The 15,162-nt window shown below is 71.2% G+C and carries 14 protein-coding genes; 9 read left to right on the top strand and 5 right to left on the bottom strand.

The window, feature by feature from the left end; all coding sequences use genetic code 11:
• The 7 genes from ACFVJS_RS06630 to ACFVJS_RS06600 form a co-directional block, all read left to right on the top strand.
• Positions 1 to 1,090, top strand: a 1,090-nt coding sequence (locus tag ACFVJS_RS06630; protein ID WP_378878128.1) for a Gfo/Idh/MocA family protein, incomplete at its 5' end; no start/stop codon positions are given.
• A complete protein-coding gene (locus ACFVJS_RS06625; RefSeq protein ID WP_378878127.1) occupies positions 1,087 to 2,091 on the top strand; it encodes an NAD-dependent epimerase/dehydratase family protein in 1,005 nt (334 codons plus the stop codon). The genes ACFVJS_RS06630 and ACFVJS_RS06625, both read left to right, overlap by 4 nt.
• Positions 2,088 to 3,215 (top strand): DegT/DnrJ/EryC1/StrS family aminotransferase, encoded by a 1,128-nt coding sequence (locus ACFVJS_RS06620; protein ID WP_378878126.1) that lies wholly within the window; start codon positions 2,088 to 2,090, stop codon positions 3,213 to 3,215. The genes ACFVJS_RS06625 and ACFVJS_RS06620 overlap by 4 nt, the downstream gene beginning before the upstream one ends.
• Positions 3,212 to 3,886 carry an acetyltransferase gene (locus tag ACFVJS_RS06615; protein ID WP_378878125.1) on the top strand — a complete coding sequence of 225 codons (675 nt, stop codon included), beginning with the start codon at positions 3,212 to 3,214 and terminating at the stop codon, positions 3,884 to 3,886. The genes ACFVJS_RS06620 and ACFVJS_RS06615 overlap by 4 nt, the downstream gene beginning before the upstream one ends.
• On the top strand, positions 3,873 to 5,000 hold the full coding sequence (locus tag ACFVJS_RS06610; protein WP_378878124.1) for a DegT/DnrJ/EryC1/StrS family aminotransferase: 1,128 nt from the start codon (positions 3,873 to 3,875) through the stop codon (positions 4,998 to 5,000). The genes ACFVJS_RS06615 and ACFVJS_RS06610 overlap by 14 nt, the downstream gene beginning before the upstream one ends.
• Positions 4,993 to 6,174 (top strand): glycosyltransferase, encoded by a 1,182-nt coding sequence (locus tag ACFVJS_RS06605; RefSeq protein WP_378878123.1) that lies wholly within the window; start codon positions 4,993 to 4,995, stop codon positions 6,172 to 6,174. The genes ACFVJS_RS06610 and ACFVJS_RS06605 overlap by 8 nt, the downstream gene beginning before the upstream one ends.
• 145 nt (positions 6,175 to 6,319) lie before the next feature.
• Positions 6,320 to 7,309, top strand: coding sequence for a hypothetical protein (locus ACFVJS_RS06600; protein WP_378878122.1), 990 nt, complete (start codon positions 6,320 to 6,322; stop codon positions 7,307 to 7,309).
• Between the two features lie 139 nt (positions 7,310 to 7,448).
• Here ACFVJS_RS06600 and ACFVJS_RS06595 read toward each other — a convergent pair whose 3' ends face one another.
• Genes ACFVJS_RS06595 through ACFVJS_RS06585 form a run of 3 tightly spaced genes read right to left on the bottom strand, consistent with a single transcriptional unit; the run spans position 7,449 to position 11,149 of the window.
• On the bottom strand, positions 7,449 to 9,005 hold the full coding sequence (locus ACFVJS_RS06595; protein WP_378878121.1) for a hypothetical protein: 1,557 nt from the start codon (positions 9,003 to 9,005) through the stop codon (positions 7,449 to 7,451).
• On the bottom strand, positions 8,998 to 10,482 hold the full coding sequence (locus ACFVJS_RS06590; RefSeq protein WP_378878120.1) for an oligosaccharide flippase family protein: 1,485 nt from the start codon (positions 10,480 to 10,482) through the stop codon (positions 8,998 to 9,000). Before ACFVJS_RS06590 ends, ACFVJS_RS06595 begins: the two co-directional genes overlap by 8 nt.
• Positions 10,475 to 11,149, bottom strand: coding sequence for a hypothetical protein (locus ACFVJS_RS06585; RefSeq protein ID WP_378878119.1), 675 nt, complete (start codon positions 11,147 to 11,149; stop codon positions 10,475 to 10,477). Before ACFVJS_RS06585 ends, ACFVJS_RS06590 begins: the two co-directional genes overlap by 8 nt.
• A 120-nt stretch (positions 11,150 to 11,269) precedes the next feature.
• Between ACFVJS_RS06585 and ACFVJS_RS06580 the strand changes: the two genes are divergently transcribed.
• Both ACFVJS_RS06580 and ACFVJS_RS06575 read left to right on the top strand, forming a co-directional pair.
• Positions 11,270 to 11,995, top strand: coding sequence for a hypothetical protein (locus tag ACFVJS_RS06580; RefSeq protein WP_378878118.1), 726 nt, complete (start codon positions 11,270 to 11,272; stop codon positions 11,993 to 11,995).
• Positions 11,996 to 12,004: 9 nt separating this feature from the next.
• Positions 12,005 to 13,327 (top strand): O-antigen ligase family protein, encoded by a 1,323-nt coding sequence (locus ACFVJS_RS06575; protein ID WP_378878117.1) that lies wholly within the window; start codon positions 12,005 to 12,007, stop codon positions 13,325 to 13,327.
• Here ACFVJS_RS06575 and ACFVJS_RS06570 read toward each other — a convergent pair.
• Together ACFVJS_RS06570 and ACFVJS_RS06565 are read right to left on the bottom strand one after the other, a co-directional pair.
• Positions 13,283 to 14,353 carry a hypothetical protein gene (locus ACFVJS_RS06570; RefSeq protein ID WP_378878116.1) on the bottom strand — a complete coding sequence of 357 codons (1,071 nt, stop codon included), beginning with the start codon at positions 14,351 to 14,353 and terminating at the stop codon, positions 13,283 to 13,285. The genes ACFVJS_RS06575 and ACFVJS_RS06570 overlap by 45 nt on opposite strands.
• Positions 14,354 to 14,476: 123 nt before the next feature.
• Positions 14,477 to 15,142, bottom strand: a complete 666-nt coding sequence (locus ACFVJS_RS06565; RefSeq protein ID WP_378878115.1) for a polysaccharide deacetylase family protein — start codon at positions 15,140 to 15,142, stop codon at positions 14,477 to 14,479.
• Positions 15,143 to 15,162: the final 20 nt, after the last annotated feature.

The following is a 15,162-nucleotide window of genomic DNA, read 5'->3' as shown; positions in this document are numbered from 1 at the left end:
CGCCGATTTCATGGTCGACATGACTGATGGGAAACCGCTCGGCGTGGCAGTGGTCGGGGCCGGTTACTGGGGACCGAACCTGGTCCGCAACTTCCGGAACGCACGGGACTGGACGCTGATCGCGGTGGTCGATCTGGACCTCGAGCGAGCCCAGGAGGTGATCGGCGGCGGCACCGACGTGCTGGCCACGACCGACCTCGACGAGGTGCTCGCGCGCGAGGACGTGGACGCGGTCGCGATCGCCACCCCGGCCCGGACGCACCGAGCGCTGGTGGAGCGGGCGCTGCGGGCCGGGAAGCACGTGCTGGTCGAGAAGCCGCTGGCCGACGACGTGGAGTCGGGGCGCAGCATGGTCGAGGCCGCGCGGGCCGACGATCTGGTGCTGATGGCCGACCACACCTACTGCTACACGCCGGTCGTGCAGAAGATCCGCGAGCTGGTCGAGGACGGGTCGCTCGGCGAGATCCTGTTCGTCGACTCGGTGCGGATCAACCTCGGGCTGGTGCAGCCCGACGTCGACGTCTTCTGGGACCTGGCCCCGCACGACCTCTCGATCCTCGACTTCGTCCTCCCGGGCGGGCTGCGCCCCACCGGGGTCGCCGCCCAGGGCTCCGACCCGCTGGGTGCCGGGAAGGCGTGCGTCGGCTACCTGACGCTGCCGCTGGCGGGCGGGGCGATGGCCCACGTCCACGTCAACTGGCTCAGCCCCACCAAGATCAGGCAGATGGTGATCGGCGGGAGCCGGCGTACGTTGGTCTGGGACGACCTCAACCCGCAGCAGCGGCTCAGCGTCTTCGACCGCGGTGTGGACCTGGTCCAGCAGAGCGTGGACATCGCGGACCGCGCCGCCGCGACGATCTCCTACCGCCTGGGTGACACCTGGGCGCCGGCGCTGCCCGAGTACGAGGCGCTCTCCCGGATGGTCGGCGAGTTCGCGGGGGCGATCCGGGGCCAGCGTGCGCCGGTGACCGACGGGGCCGCCGGGCTCCGTGTCCTCTCCGTCCTGGAGGCGGCCCAGACCAGCCTCCGAGCCCGTGGCGCCCTCGTCGAGGTGGCCGCCGAGACCCCGACCCTGGAGCTGATCCGATGACGTCCTTGAACGGTGCGAACGTACTGGTCACCGGGGGTGCGGGCACGATCGCCTCCACCATCGTGGACCAGCTCCTCGACGAGGGCGTCGGCCATGTCGATGTGCTCGACAGCCTGATCCGGGGCCGCAAGGCCAACCTCGACGACGCGCTCGCCTCCGGCCGGGTCACGCTGGTCGAGGGTGACATCCGTGACCGCGACCTGGTCGGCGACCTGACCGCCGGCAAGGACCTGGTCTACCACCAGGCCGCCATCCGGATCACGCTCTGCGCCGAGGAGCCGCGGCTGGCCAACGAGGTGCTGGTCGACGGCACGTTCAACGTGGTCGAGGCGGCGGTCTCGGCGGGTGTGGACAAGCTGGTCTACGCCTCCTCCGCCTCGGTCTTCGGCCTCGCCGAGGAGTTCCCGACGCCGGAGGGCCACCACCACAACAACAACGACACCCTCTACGGGGCGGCGAAGTCCTACAACGAGGGGCTGGTGCGGTCCTTCCGGGCGATGCACGGGCTCGACTACGTCGGGCTGCGCTACTTCAACGTCTACGGCCCACGGATGGACGTGCACGGTGCCTACACCGAGGTGCTGGTGCGCTGGATGGAGCGGATCGCCGACGGCAAGCCGCCGCTGATCTTCGGCGACGGCCGGCAGACGATGGACTTCGTCTGCGTCCCCGACATCGCCCGCGCCAACATCCTGGCGGCGGCCTCCGACATCACCGAGGGGGTCTACAACATCGCCTCCGGCACCGAGACCTCGTTGCTCGAGCTGGCCGAGGCACTGCTGCGGGTCATGGGCGCCTCCGGCCTGGAGGTCGAGCACGGGCCCGAGCGCGCGGTCAACGGGGTCACCCGTCGGCTGGCCTCCATCTCCGCGGCCCGCGAGGACCTGGGCTGGTCGCCGACGATCGGGCTCGAGGAGGGGCTGCGGCAGCTGGTGGAGTGGTGGCGGCCGCTGCGCTCGGAGATCGCTGCCGGCCGGGCGCTTCAGGGTGGTCCGTCGTGAGCCGTGTGAATGTCATGCAGCCATGGCTGGGCGAGGAGGAGGTCGCCGCCGTCACCGAGGTGCTCCGCTCCGGCTGGGTCGCCCAGGGGCCGCGCGTGGCCGAGTTCGAGCGCCGCTTCGCAGCCTCGCAGCAGGCCGCCCACGCCGTCGCCACCTCGAGCTGCACCACGGCGCTGCAGCTGGCGCTGGTCGTCGCCGGAGTACGTCCCGGGGACGACGTCGTCGTCCCGTCCTTCTCGTTCATCGCGACCGCCAACGCTGCCGTCTACCTCGGAGCCCGACCGGTCTTCGCGGACGTCTCGGCGGTCACCGGGAACCTCACCGCGGCGACCGTGCAGGAGGCACTCACCCCGCGGACCACCGCGGTGATCGTGGTCGACCAGGGCGGGGTGCCGGTCGACCTGGACGCCATCAGGGAGGTCTGCGACCCGCTCGGCATCGTGGTGATCGAGGACGCCGCCTGCGGGGCCGGTTCGACCTACCGGGGCCGTCCCGTGGGCGCCGGCGCCGAGATCGCGGCCTGGTCCTTCCACCCGCGCAAGATCCTCACCACCGGCGAGGGCGGGATGCTGACCACCTCCCGCGAGGAGTGGGCCGTGCGGGCGCGCAAGCTGCGCGAGCACGCGATGAGCGTCTCGGCCGCCGACCGGCACGCCAGCCTGGTCTCCCCGCCGGAGTCCTACGACGAGGTCGGGTTCAACTTCCGGATGACCGACCTGCAGGCCGCCGTCGGTCTGGTGCAGCTGTCCCGGTTGCCGGAGGTCGTCGCCCGCCGCCGTGAGCTCGCCGCGGTCTACGCGAAGGCGGTCGCCGAGATCGAGGGGCTGCGCGCGGTCGCGGACCCGGCCTGGGGGACCTGCAACTTCCAGTCGTTCTGGATCGAGATCGGTTCGACGTACGGGACCGACCGCGAGGGGCTGCTGACCGCCCTGGCCGAGGCCGGGATCTCTGCGCGGCGCGGGATCATGGCGGCACACCGGCAGCCTGCGTACGCCTCCTCGGGGGTCAGCCTCCCGGCCACCGAACACCTCACCGACACCACCCTCATCCTGCCGCTCTTCCACCAGATGTCGGACTCGGAGCAGGCGCGGGTCATCGACGTACTCCGGGGGGAACGTCGATGACCGCGCTCGTTCTCGTCGCCGCGAGCGGGCTGGCGGGCGAGGTGGCCGCGGCGGCCGCGGCCAACGAGTTCCGCTACGACGAGATCGTCGCCGTCGACGACGACCGCGAACGCTGGGGCGAGGTGATCGGCTCCGTCGACGGTGTCGGCGGCGCCAAGGTCATAGGCCCGGTCGAGGTCGTCGCGGACTGCGGTGCCGACCTGGTGCTCTGTGCCGGAGCCGGCGCGACGCGACGCCGTCTCGCCGAACGGCTGAGCGGCTACGGGGTCGCATCGGAGCGTTACGCGACCGTCGTCCATCCGTCCGCGTCGGTGCCGAACGGCTGCGAGCTCGGCGCCGGGACCGTACTGCTCGCCGGCGTCGTGCTGACCGCCGGCGTACGCGTCGGTCGCCATGTCGTCGCGATGCCCAACGTCGTCCTCACCCACGACGACGTCGTCGGCGACTACGCCACCCTCTGCGCCGGGGTGACCCTCGGCGGGGAGGTCGTGATCGGCGAAGCCGCCTATCTCGGGATGAGCTCCTCGGTGCGTCAGCGCATCGCCGTCGGAGCCGACTCCGTCCTCGGCATGGGAGCGGTCCTCCTCAGGGACCTGCCCGCCGGGGAGACCTGGGCCGGCGTGCCCGCCCGCCGTCTTCCCGCCCGTTCGATCAAGCATGTCAGGAGCTGATCTGGTGAAGGTGCCGTTCGTCGACCTCGGGGCGCAGCAGTCGGAGATAGATGACGAGGTACGCCTCGGCCTGGACCGCGTCTTCGAGCGCACCGCGTTCGTGGGCGGGCCCGAGGTGACCGCCTTCGAGAACGCCTACGCCGCCTACGTCGGCGCCGACCACTGCGTCGGCGTCGGCAACGGGACCGACGCGCTCGAGCTGGCCATGCGAGCCGTCGGGGTGCGGCCCGGCGGGGAGGTGATCGTGCCCGCGAACACCTTCATCGCGACCGCCGAGGCGGCCACCCGGATCGGGGCCCTGCCGGTCCCGGTCGACGTCGACGAGTCGCACCTGTTGATCGACCCGGCCGCGGTGGAACGGGCTCTCTCGGCTCGCACGCAGGCGATCGTGCCGGTGCACCTGTTCGGGCAGAGCGCGTTCGTGGAGCAGCTGCTGCCGCTGGCGTCCGCGGCCGGGATCCCGGTGATCGAGGACGCCGCCCAGTCCCAGGGTGCCCTTCGCCACGGCCGGGCCGCCGGCTCGCTCGCCACCGTCGCGGCGACCAGCTTCTACCCCGGCAAGAACCTCGGCGCGGCCGGGGACGCGGGCGCGGTGACGACCTCCGACCCGGAGATCGCCCGGACCGTCCGGCTGCTCGCCGCGCACGGCTCGGAGACCAAGTACGTCCACGAGGTCGCCGGGATGAATTCCCGCCTCGACACGATCCAGGCCGTCGTGCTCTCCGCCAAGCTCGCGCGCCTGGAGAAGTGGAACGAGCTGCGTCGCCAGGCGGCCGACCGCTACCACCGTCTGCTCGACGGCATCCCCGGCATCCGTCTGCCCGAGTCCGCGCCGGGCAACGTCGACGTCTGGCACCTCTACGTGGTCCGGGTCGCCGACCGCGACCGGGTGCTGTCGGCGCTCCTGGACGCCGGGATCGGCGCCGGGATCCACTATCCGTTCCCGGTGCACCTGACGGCTGCGTACGCCTCGCTCGGGTTCGGCGAGGGCTCCTTCCCGGTCGCGGAGAAGGCCGCGGACACGATCCTGTCGCTGCCGATGTTCCCCCACCTGAACCCCGAGCAGCAGGAGTACGTCGCCGACGTGCTCGCCGCGGCGGTGAGGCATGGGTGAGGTGCGTACACCGGTCTCGATCGTCTGCGTCTACAACGACCCGGCGGTGCTGGAGTCGTGCCTGGCGGCCTCGGTCAAGGCAGGTACGGGCGCATCGCGGCAGACCGAGCTGATCCCCGTCGACAACGTCTCGGGAGCGTTCGCGAGCGCCGGGGCGGCGCTGAACCACGGCGCCCGGCTGGCACGCAACGAGGTCGTCGTCTTCGCCCACCAGGACGTCTACCTGCACTCGCTGCCGGCGCTGGAGGCCGCTGCGTCCGCCGTCCTGGCCGATCCGGCGATCGGGGTGCTGGGGGCGGTCGGGGTGAGCCACCGCGGCGAGGTCATCGGCGCGATGCGCGATCGGGTCGTCCCGCTCGGCCGCTCCACCTCGGTCCCGATGGACGTCGACACGCTCGACGAGGTGCTCTTCATGGTCACCCGCTCGCGGGTGCTGCGCGAACCGCTCTCGGAGTCACCCGACCTCGCCTGGCACGCGTACGCCGTCGAGTACTGCCTCCGGATGCGTGCCTCCGGCCGCCGTGCCGCCGCCGTCGACATCCCGCTGACCCACAACAGCATGACCACCAACCTCGCCCGCCTCGACGTCGCCCACCGCAGCGTCGGCCGCTCCTACGCGAGCCTGGTGCCGGTGCGGACCACCTGTGGGATCGTCGCCGGCGAGCACGGTACGGCGACCACGTCCTGGCCCGTCCGGCGCGCCCGCGGCGCCCGTCGGTTCTTGGGGGAGTCGGTCCGCGCCCGACAGGTCAAGCGCTCGCTGCGCAGGGTCTCCCGGCCCGTTCGGGGTCAGGTGGTGCTCGCCGACATCCGCCTGCTCGTCGACGACGTCGCGAGTCTCGCCGGCAGCTCCTCCATCCGCGTCATCGACCCCTCCCGCGACGGCACCGTCGGCGAGGCCGACGGCCTCGAGCGCAACGGCGTCCCGTTCTCCGCCGCCACCCTCCGCTGGCCCGGCGTCGTCGCCGCCGTCGCCGCCACCGTTCCCGGCCAGCTCCTCCTCGTCTCCGGCCTCCGGCCCGACGAGATCGCCCCCCTCGCCGCCACCACCACCGAGCCCTACGTGGTCGGTCTCGCCCGCGACACCGGCCTCTGGCTCCTCATCGGCGTCGAGCCCGGGGTGCTCGGGTCGCTGTGGAGTCGGCCGCGGAACCGGGCGTTCTTCGTGGGGTGAGGCTGGTTGGGATACCCGGTTAACCGGGTATTCCTGCACTTCTCTGGCAATGCAATGCCAGAGAAGTGCAGGAAGAGCCAGAGAAGTTCGGGTCCTTCGGCTGCGCGGACGCGATGCAGGGAAATGGCGCCACACCAAAATGTCGGTGGCCATCGGCAGGATGCAGAGCATGACACTCGCACTCGACGATTCCCGACTCGCCCCGATCGCGCTCCGCAAGGAGTTGCTCGACAGCGGGCACAATGATCGCTCTCTGGCGCAGGCGCTCCGCACGGGAGCGCTCGCGCGTCCGCGACGTGGCGCCTACGTGGATGGAAGTCTCTGGGAGGGGCTCTCGGCGGAGGAACGCTACGCCGTGCGCTGCCGCGCGGCGTACCGGCAGTCGAAGACCGATGTGGTTTTGTCTCACGTCTCGGCCGTGCCCTTCCGTGACGGGCCGTTGTGGGGCCTCGACCTCACCGAGGTGCACCTGAGTCGCTCGGACCACCGGACCGGCCGTCGCGAAGCAGGCGTACGTCAACACAGCGGCAAGCTGCTCGAGACGGACGTGGTGACGGAGAACGGTCTTCTGCTGACCTCGCCCGAGCGAACAGCGCTAGAGGTGACCACGGTCGCTCCCATGGTCGCCGCTCTCGGCGTGGTGAACGACCTGCTGCACAGGGAGATCACGACGCTCGAGCGCGTGAAGGCCCGCTACGAGCTCTCCATGGAGCATTGGCCGAACTCGCTGTCGACCCAAGTGGTGCTGCGGCTGGCGGACCCTCGGGTCGAGTCGCTCGCTGAGTCGCTGTTCGTCGGAGTTGCTTGGCTCCAGAACCTGCCGATGCCGATTCCGCAGTACGAAGTGACGGATTCCGAGGGAAAGGTTCGGCGCCTCGACTTCGCGCTTCCAGAGTTCGGCGTGTGGTTCGAGGTTGACGGCAAGGTCAAGTACGAGCGCCCTTATCGAGTCGGAGAGACAGCAACTGACGTGGTTTTCCGGGAGAAGCGGCGCCAGGACAGGATCGTCGAGGCGACGGGATGGCGATGCATGCGGATCACCTGGGCTGACCTCCAAGATCCCGTACGCCTGGCGGTCCGAATCCGCGCATTCCTGGAGTCCGCCAAGGCCGCACAGGTTGCGCGGAGCGCCTGACACACGAGTTGGTGTTCGCCTACCGGATACGGCCGGGCGGGCGCCGCGCAGTCACGCGCGTCACAGCGCTCCGGCAGTTCCTGCACTTCTCGGGCATTGCAACGCCAGAGAAGTGCAGGAATCCCCGGTTAACCGGGTATCACTCCACCCCACCCCCGCGCCGCATCCGCGCCCGCACCGCCGCAACAGCCCACTCGGGCGCCAGGTCGCGGACGCGGCCGGCGCCGCCGCGGCGGGTCTGGCGCCACATCGAGATGCGATCGGTGAGGGGCATCGCGCCGAGGAGGCCGGCGGTGATGTCGGCGGAGGTGCGGCTGAACGGGTTGGTCGCCTGGACGGAGACGGTGAGGAGGTCGAGGTGGCCGCGGCCGCGGACAGGGGCGAGGAAGTCGTCGTCGAGGCGCTGCGGCATCCGGTAGAGGGACTCGGCGTCCTCGACCCAGCCGGGGCCGGTATGGCACTCCAGGATCGCCTGGGCGGTGGCGGTGCCGCGGGTGACCCGCTCGCGTGGGCGGCGGGCCAGGTCGAGGAGGGTGTCGCGCAGCAGGTCGGGGGTCTTCGGGCGCAGCATCAGGCGGTCGATGCCGGGGGAGTCCGAGCCCCACACCGCACACTCGGGCCGGTGTCCGCGGAAGGTGACGACCGGGTTGCCGAGGCCGCCGGACTCGAGCAGCGAGGTGAGCCCGGCGAACGGGAACGAGTCGAGGTAGACGTCGGCGGCGTGGTGGAGCGGGGCCACGTCGGTGAGCATGCCGACGGCCTGGATCCGCCCGGACGTACGCCGCGCCAGCCCCGCCCACGGCTCCGACTCGGGATCGGGGCCGGCGACCCGCCACTGCAGCCGGGGCTCGGCGGCCACGGCCGCCTCGACCGCCGCCAGGTAGGTGTCGCCGCCCTGGAACTTGCTCGAGTCGGCAGCGGTCACGACCAGCACGTCGGAGGCGGGGATCTGCCACTGCGGCTTCGCCGTCTCCCGGCGCCTCGTCCGGCCGCGTACGGCCAGCGGGCGGTTGCGCAGGACCGAGCGCTCCAACGGCAGGCCGCGGCGGTGCAAGGCGAGGTCCTGGCCGCTGCGACGCAGGTGGACGACGCGGTCATAGGCGTGCACGCCGACCCAGAAGACGTGGTCGGTGTTGTCGATGTAGACCACCGGCGGCAGGCCGCGACGGTCGGCGAACGCGAGCGCCGGGACCACGTCGAAGGGGTGGCAGTGGGAGACCACCAGGTCGGCGGTCGCGGCGAGCGCGCGCAGCCGCGCCGCGCGGTGCAACAGCGACCCGGGTGTGGTGTCGAGCATCGTCAGGCCGACCCGCTCTCCGAGGCGGGAGGCGATCTTGGCCGGCACGGGCGAGGTCATGTGCCGGGTCGCGACGATCTCGTGGGAGCGGTCGGCGAGCTGGTCGGTCCAGCCCGCGATGATCTGGGTGTGCCCGCCGCTCTGGTACATCTGCGTGACTACGTGCAGCGTGCGCGGCCCGCGAGCCGGCGAGGACGACGACGGGAGCGACCGGCCGAGGTCGGCGAGCAGCAGCTCGAGCGGTTCGTACGCGAACCAGCCGGTGTGGTTGCCCCAGGCGAACTCCGCCGCGGCCTGGGCCAGCGCGGCCGCGCGCTGCGGGCGTCGTCTCCCGGCGGATGCTGCGGCGACGTACATCTCCGCCAGGGCTTCGTTGTTGCCGTCGAGACGGTCAGGCATGGACGTCCTCGCTCCGGGTCGTGGAGGGCTCGGTCGGGGTGGGGGAGCCGGCACCGGAGCGGAACCAGCGGATGTCGTCGCGGCGGCGCCGCAGCAGCACCGCCCAGACGGCGGCGAGCACCAGACCGGTGGCTGCGCAGGTCACCCAGACCGACGGCTGAGCCGCACGAAGAACGACCGCGGCCGCCCCGACGGCAACAGCGCCGAGAGCCGGGAGGGCCGCACCCGCGGCGAGGCCGCCGAGCCCGATTCCCGCCCGCGCGAGGTAGAAGAGGTGCAGCGGCAGGATGACGACGAGCCCGACCACGAACGTGGCCAGTCCGACCCCGCCGACGCCGGACCAGGCAGCGCCGGCCACCAGGGAAGGCACCAGCGCGATCAGCCAGACGATCTGGATCGTCATCAGGCTACGCGTGGAGCCGGCGATGACCAGGTAGTCGTAGGCGAGCTCGAAGGAGATCCGCAGGACGGCCAGCGCGCCGAGCCAGGCCAACGGCGCCGCGGCAGCCTGCCAGGCCTCTCCGTAGACCAGCCGGATCACCTCCGGCGCCAGCGCGGCCAGCGCGGCGCAGCCCGGGAGCGTCACGGTCAGCACCAGCGCGGAGAGCCGCGAGAAGGCATGCCGCATCCCGTCCGGGTCGCGTTGCAGTCGGGAGAAGATCACCGGCGAGACCTGCCGCAACGGCTTCGACAGCATGGTCACCGGCCAGCTGGAGAGGTTGAAGGCGACGACGTAGAACCCGAGCGCCGTCGCGCCGAGCATGCTGCCGAGCACGATCTGGTCGGCGAACCCCACCGCGAAGACCAGGATGCTGGTCACCGCGAGCGGCGTGCCGAAGCGAAGCAAGGCGACCGCGTGATGACGGGAGAGTCCCATCCGCCACGGCAGCGGCGACATCCGCAGGAACATCACCGTGGTGACCGCGACACCGAGAAGGTGCCCGATGACCAGCGAGTAAGGGCCGGCGCCGGCCAGTGCCAGGCCGAGCATGACGGGGACCGCGACGAGCGTGGCCATCTGGTCGATGAGCATCCGTTTGCCCTGCATCAGGTTGCGCTGGAGCAGTGCCGCGGGGGTCGCGGTGATCCCGCTGAGCACCACCGGCACCGAGAAGAGCGCCACCAACGCCACCGCGTCCGGCTCACCCATCGCGCGCACATAGGGACCGGCCCCGATCACCATCCCGGCGGCGATGAGCAGGCTCGCGCCGACCGAGATCGTGGTCACCGTCGGCGCGATCTCTCGCGGGTCGTCCTTCCAGCGCACCACCGCGAGGCTCACCCCGAGCTCGTTGAAGCTCAGCACCGCCATCAGGGCGAGGAAGGCGACGGCGTACGTCCCGTAGCTCTCCGGACCGAGCAGTCGCGCGACGAGGATGCCGACGACCATCGTGCCGAGCTTCGTCACGGCGGTGTTCGCGATGCTCCAGGCGAGGGCCGTGTGCGGACGGCCGTGTCCGTGCTGGGTCTCAGACAACGTCGGGCTCCGTGAGGGTCTTGGCGCGGCGCTCCCGGCGCCGCAGCAGGATCGGGTCGATGCGTACGACCAGGTAGAGGGTCGCGGCCGCACCGAGCAGCCCGGTGACGGCGAACGCGCGCCGCGAGCTGCCGCCGACCGGATAGACGACGGTCGAGCCCGGTGCCTCCTTGGTGGTCATCCGGAACGCCTGGGCCACCTGGTATTCGTCCTGCACCTGGTCGAGCGCGGCCGCCATCTCCTCGACGAGGCGCTCCTTGCGGGTGCGGACGGTCACCGGGTCGGGGCCGACGACCTCGATGATCAGCCACTGGTCGACGTAGTTGGGCGCCCACTGGCCGCCGGTGTCGGGCAGCCGGACGGTCCACCCGTCACGTACGCCCATCCCGATCAGCCCCGCGTCGGTGGCGGTGAACTTCGGCACCTGACGGGTGCCGGCGACGAGCTTGCCGACCACGCCGGCGGTGATCACCAGGTCCTCGGAGGTCGCCCGCAGCGCGTTCGGGAACTGCGCGTTCTTCGGAGCCAGGAAGACCAGGTCCGTACGTGTCCAGTAGATGCTCCGGTCCTGACTGGCGTAGTTCGCGGCAGCGAGCGTGATGATCGCGCCGACCACCACGAACGGCCATCGCCGGACCATCGCCCGCAGCAGGTCCCACAGCGCCATGCTCCGAACGCTAGGTCCGTGGGCGGTGGGTCCGTGCAGGTCAGCGGGGTCATCGCCCAAATCGGGTAGGACCTCGGCGAGGTCGGCCCGGACCGGTCAGGCGTCGGTACGTTCGTGGCCATGGTGTTGTCGGAGTTCGTCGGTGCGATCCGGCGACGCTGGTATCTCGCGGTGATCGGCATCCTGCTGACCGGGGTGCTCGGCTGGAGCGCGTCGGCCTTCGTGGCGCCGTCCTACACCGCCCGCGGTCTGGTCCTGATGCTTCCCTCGAAGAACGCCGTCGGCCCGGGCGGCAACCCGTTCCTGGGGCTCGGTGGGCTCGACCTGCCGGCCCGGGTCGTGGTCGCCTACTACACCAGCGCGCCCGCGCAGGAGGCGATCGCGGAGGTCACGCCGGGCGCCTCGGTCACCGTCTCGATGGAGGAGTCGACGCGCGGTCCGGTGATCGCGATCGACGTCAGCGCGGACACCGAGGCCAATGCGATCACGGCGTTGAACTTCGTCGCCGACTCCATCCCGGACACCCTCGGCCGGCTTCAGGACGAGGTCAATGCGCGTGGCAACGCCCGGCTGCGCTCACGCCCGCTCGCGCTGGACGAGACGGCCGCGGTCGACGGCAGCGGTCCGCTGCGTGCGCAGATCATGGCGGTCGGGCTCGGTCTGGCGATGACCGCGGTGCTGGTCTATGCCATCGATGGGATCGTGCTGCGTCGTCGCCTGGCGCGCGAGGAGCGTGCGGCCTCGCTGGCTGCCCAGGACGTCGTCGACGACGAGCCGGACGAGGACGCCCGGGACGTCCGGAACAACCGGGACGACGACCACGTCGTCCAGCGTCTCCACGGCTGAGGTCCTGCGATGGCCGTCCGCCGTGGTGTCGACGCGGTGACCTGGCTGAGCCTCTACACGCTCGCCGTCTTCGTGATCCCCTCGTGGCTGGTCTTCCGGCCGCTGGGCAGCGCAGGCTCTGTCTCCATGCTGATGGGCCTCGGCAGCTTCGCGATCTGGGTGCTGCTGAGCATCGGCCGGCCGCTGCCGGAGAACCGGCCCCGGCAGCCGATGCGGCTGATGCTGGCGCTGTTCCTGTTCAGCGTCGGGATCACCTACGTGATCGCGATGTCGCGGCCGATCAGCCGCGACGAGGTCAGCCCGGCCGACGTCGCGATCCTCGCGATGGTCTCCTGGGTGGGCACGCTGCTGCTCGCCGGTGACGCCATCCCGAGCATGGCCAGGGTCCACGTGCTGGTGTGGCGGCTGGTCGTGGGCGGGACCTTCCTCGCGCTCCTCGGCCTGGCGCAGTTCTTCGCCAGGCAGGTGTTCGTCGACCGCATCTCGATCCCGGGCCTGACCCCGATGACGACGGTCGAGCTGGCGATGCGCAACGGCCTCGTTCGTCCGGCTGGGACCGCGCTGAGCCCGATCGAGTACGGCACCCTGATGGGAATGCTGCTGCCGATAGCGCTCCACGTCGGCTTCCACCACCGCAACCTCAACCTGTTCGTACGCTGGGCCCCGGTCGCGCTCATCTGCATGATCATCGCGGCCTCCTCGAGCCGGTCGGCCTACCTCGGTGCTGCCATCGCGGTGCTGGTCTGCATGATCGGCTGGTCGCGCAAGCAGCGTGGTCTGGTGCTGGGGCTCGCCGTCGGCGGCCTGTCGCTGGTGTTCCTGGTCGCGCCGCGGATCATCAACTCGGTGACCGGCATGTTCGTCGGCGCCGAGGAGGATCCAAGCGTCACCTCCCGCACCGACAGCTACGGGGTGGCCTGGTTCTTCGTTGAGCGCAACCCGTTCTTCGGGCGGGGGCTGGGGACCTTCCTGCCGAAGTACCGCATCTTCGACAACCAGTACCTCCAGATGATGGTCAGCATCGGGATCGTCGGCGTGCTCCTCTTCGTCGCGTTCGTCGTCGCGACGTTCATCCAGCTCGCCCGGGTCTACCGTGCTTGCGAGGACCCGAAGACCCGTGACCTGGTCATCGCGCTCATCGGCGCTGCCGCCGCCGGCTTCGCCGGCCTGGCCTTCTTCGACGCGTTCGCGTTCCCGATGACGATGGGCACGATCTTCCTGGTGCTCGGGCTGGGGAGCGCGGTCACCCGGCTGACCGCGCACCCGCCACCCGTGGACGAGCGACCCTCACTCGCAGGGCAGGTCGCGGATCGGGACGGGCTGACCCGCTGAGTCCATGGTCACCACGGCCGCGCTCCACTCGGTGACCACCGAGCAGTCCACGTCGAGCGGGCTGTAGACCCAGCTCTGGTCGACGACGTAGAGGCTGCGGACCGGCCCGGGCATGCCGTTGCGGAACGGGTAGCCGCCGCCGGCCACGACCAGGCCGTCGATGTCGACCGAGTCGTTGCCCTGACCTGCGGGGTTGAAGAAGGGAGCGGTGCCGTGGCAGTTGTTCTCGACGTCCAGGATCATCACCGTACGCCGCACCTTGACCTTGCCGCCGCCGTAGCCCTGCAGACCGTCGCCGTGCCAGTCGCTGCACACGTCCGGTGAGGTGACCCGAACGAACGAGTCGTGGATCCCGACGCCGCCGCAGCGCTCCTTGTTGGAGGCGCGCAGCCCCTCGGGGATGCCGTCGATGACGATGTTGCGCACCGTGTAGCCGCCCGCGGAGACTGCCGGCCAGGCCTCTTCCGTCGTCGGTGCGCTGCTCCGGACGAAGTCGGAGTCCTCGATGAGGAGCCCGCCGTTGCACTGGCCGTTGTAGTCGTTGACCACGACCGAGGCGATCGCCTCGATGCGGCGCAGCGTGACGCCGGGGGCGGTGACGTAGATGACGCCGTTGGTGATCCGCAGGTCCTCCACGACCGCCCCACGGTGCCGGATCCAGAAGTCCCCGGTCACGGTGCGCTTCGGCTTCCAGCCGGCCGGCAGACCCGCCGACTCGCGCGTGGGGAACCCCTTGGCCGGCGGAGCGGCAGCGGTGGATGACTTCGTACGCTCCGGGGTGGCCGACGGCGTGGGCGTGGGCTCCGACAGGGTCGACGGTGTCGGCGATGACGACGGGGTCGGGCTGGCCGAGGGCGTGGGGGTCGGGGTCGCGCTCATGGGCGGCGGGACGGTCGGCAGCGAGTCGGAGCCGACGTTGCGTACCTCGGCGGAGTCGGGCCACAGGAACCAGGTCGTGGCGGCCAGCAGCAGGACCAGGCCCCCTACGACCGCGATCCGCCGGCGCCGGCCTGGCTTGGTTGGCATGTGTTCGCACCCGTTCGCGTCTCGATGGCCACTGTCTTGTCGGCACTGTCCTGCCGACCCTGCCCGACCCAAGGGTTGGGGGCATCCTTCAAACTGGTTACTTCTCCCGCGGTCCGGTCCGGCTCATCGCAGCCTCTTGACCAGGCCCGCCGCCTGGCGCTCCACCCGCCTGGCGATGCCCTGCCCGTTGAGGATCTGGCTGCGTACGCTCGCGCCGTCGTCGGTCGCGGTGATGCTGAACCTCGGCTGCAGCCAGGCGCCGGCCACCGCGTGGGCACGGTCGCTGGTGTGCACGTGCTGGTATCCGAGGCGGCGCAGGTGGCGCAGCGTGGTGCGGTCGTAGCGGCCGAGCGGCAGCGCCGCCTCCTCCACCACCTCACCGGCCGCCATGGTGATCTGCTCGCGGGCCTCGATCAGCTCGCGGCGTACGCCCGCGGCGTCGAGGCCGCGCCAGCTGACGTGGTCCATGCCGTGGGTGCCGATCCGCATGCCGGCCACCCGGAGGAGGCGGATGTCGAGGCGGTCGACGCTCCCCGGCAGGCCCATCCGGCCGGCCAGGACGAAGAAGGTCGCGGTCAGGCCGCGGTTCAGCAGGCCCGGCAGCCCGAAGGCGACGTCGGAGCGGTTGCCATCGTCGAAGCTGATCCGCACCTCGGGCCGGCCGGCGACGGCGTCCAGGATGTCCTCGTAGGCGTCCTGGCTGATCCAGTAGCGCTCCTCGCCCGGCTCCAGCTCGCGCTCGGGCACGCCGATGCCGTGGAAGCAGATGTTGGTCACGTGGGCGGGCATGTTCTCCACGCTAGGGAGCC

It is taken from the genome of Nocardioides sp. NPDC057772 (assembly GCF_042798075.1).
GTDB lineage: Bacteria > Actinomycetota > Actinomycetes > Propionibacteriales > Nocardioidaceae > Nocardioides.
The sequence above is the reverse complement of the archived record's forward strand: the minus strand, read 5'-3'. Positions and strand labels throughout refer to the sequence as shown.

Coding starts and splice junctions, on each gene's coding strand:
- ACFVJS_RS06625 (WP_378878127.1), top strand. CDS start 1,087: ATGACGTCCTTGAACGGTGCGAACGTACTGGTCACCGGGGGTGCGGGC.
- ACFVJS_RS06615 (WP_378878125.1), top strand. CDS start 3,212: ATGACCGCGCTCGTTCTCGTCGCCGCGAGCGGGCTGGCGGGCGAGGTG.
- ACFVJS_RS06610 (WP_378878124.1), top strand. CDS start 3,873: ATGTCAGGAGCTGATCTGGTGAAGGTGCCGTTCGTCGACCTCGGGGCG.
- ACFVJS_RS06605 (WP_378878123.1), top strand. CDS start 4,993: ATGGGTGAGGTGCGTACACCGGTCTCGATCGTCTGCGTCTACAACGAC.
- ACFVJS_RS06595 (WP_378878121.1), bottom strand. CDS start 9,005: ATGCCTGACCGTCTCGACGGCAACAACGAAGCCCTGGCGGAGATGTAC.
- ACFVJS_RS06585 (WP_378878119.1), bottom strand. CDS start 11,149: ATGGCGCTGTGGGACCTGCTGCGGGCGATGGTCCGGCGATGGCCGTTC.
- ACFVJS_RS06580 (WP_378878118.1), top strand. CDS start 11,270: ATGGTGTTGTCGGAGTTCGTCGGTGCGATCCGGCGACGCTGGTATCTC.
- ACFVJS_RS06575 (WP_378878117.1), top strand. CDS start 12,005: ATGGCCGTCCGCCGTGGTGTCGACGCGGTGACCTGGCTGAGCCTCTAC.
- ACFVJS_RS06570 (WP_378878116.1), bottom strand. CDS start 14,353: ATGCCAACCAAGCCAGGCCGGCGCCGGCGGATCGCGGTCGTAGGGGGC.
- ACFVJS_RS06565 (WP_378878115.1), bottom strand. CDS start 15,142: ATGCCCGCCCACGTGACCAACATCTGCTTCCACGGCATCGGCGTGCCC.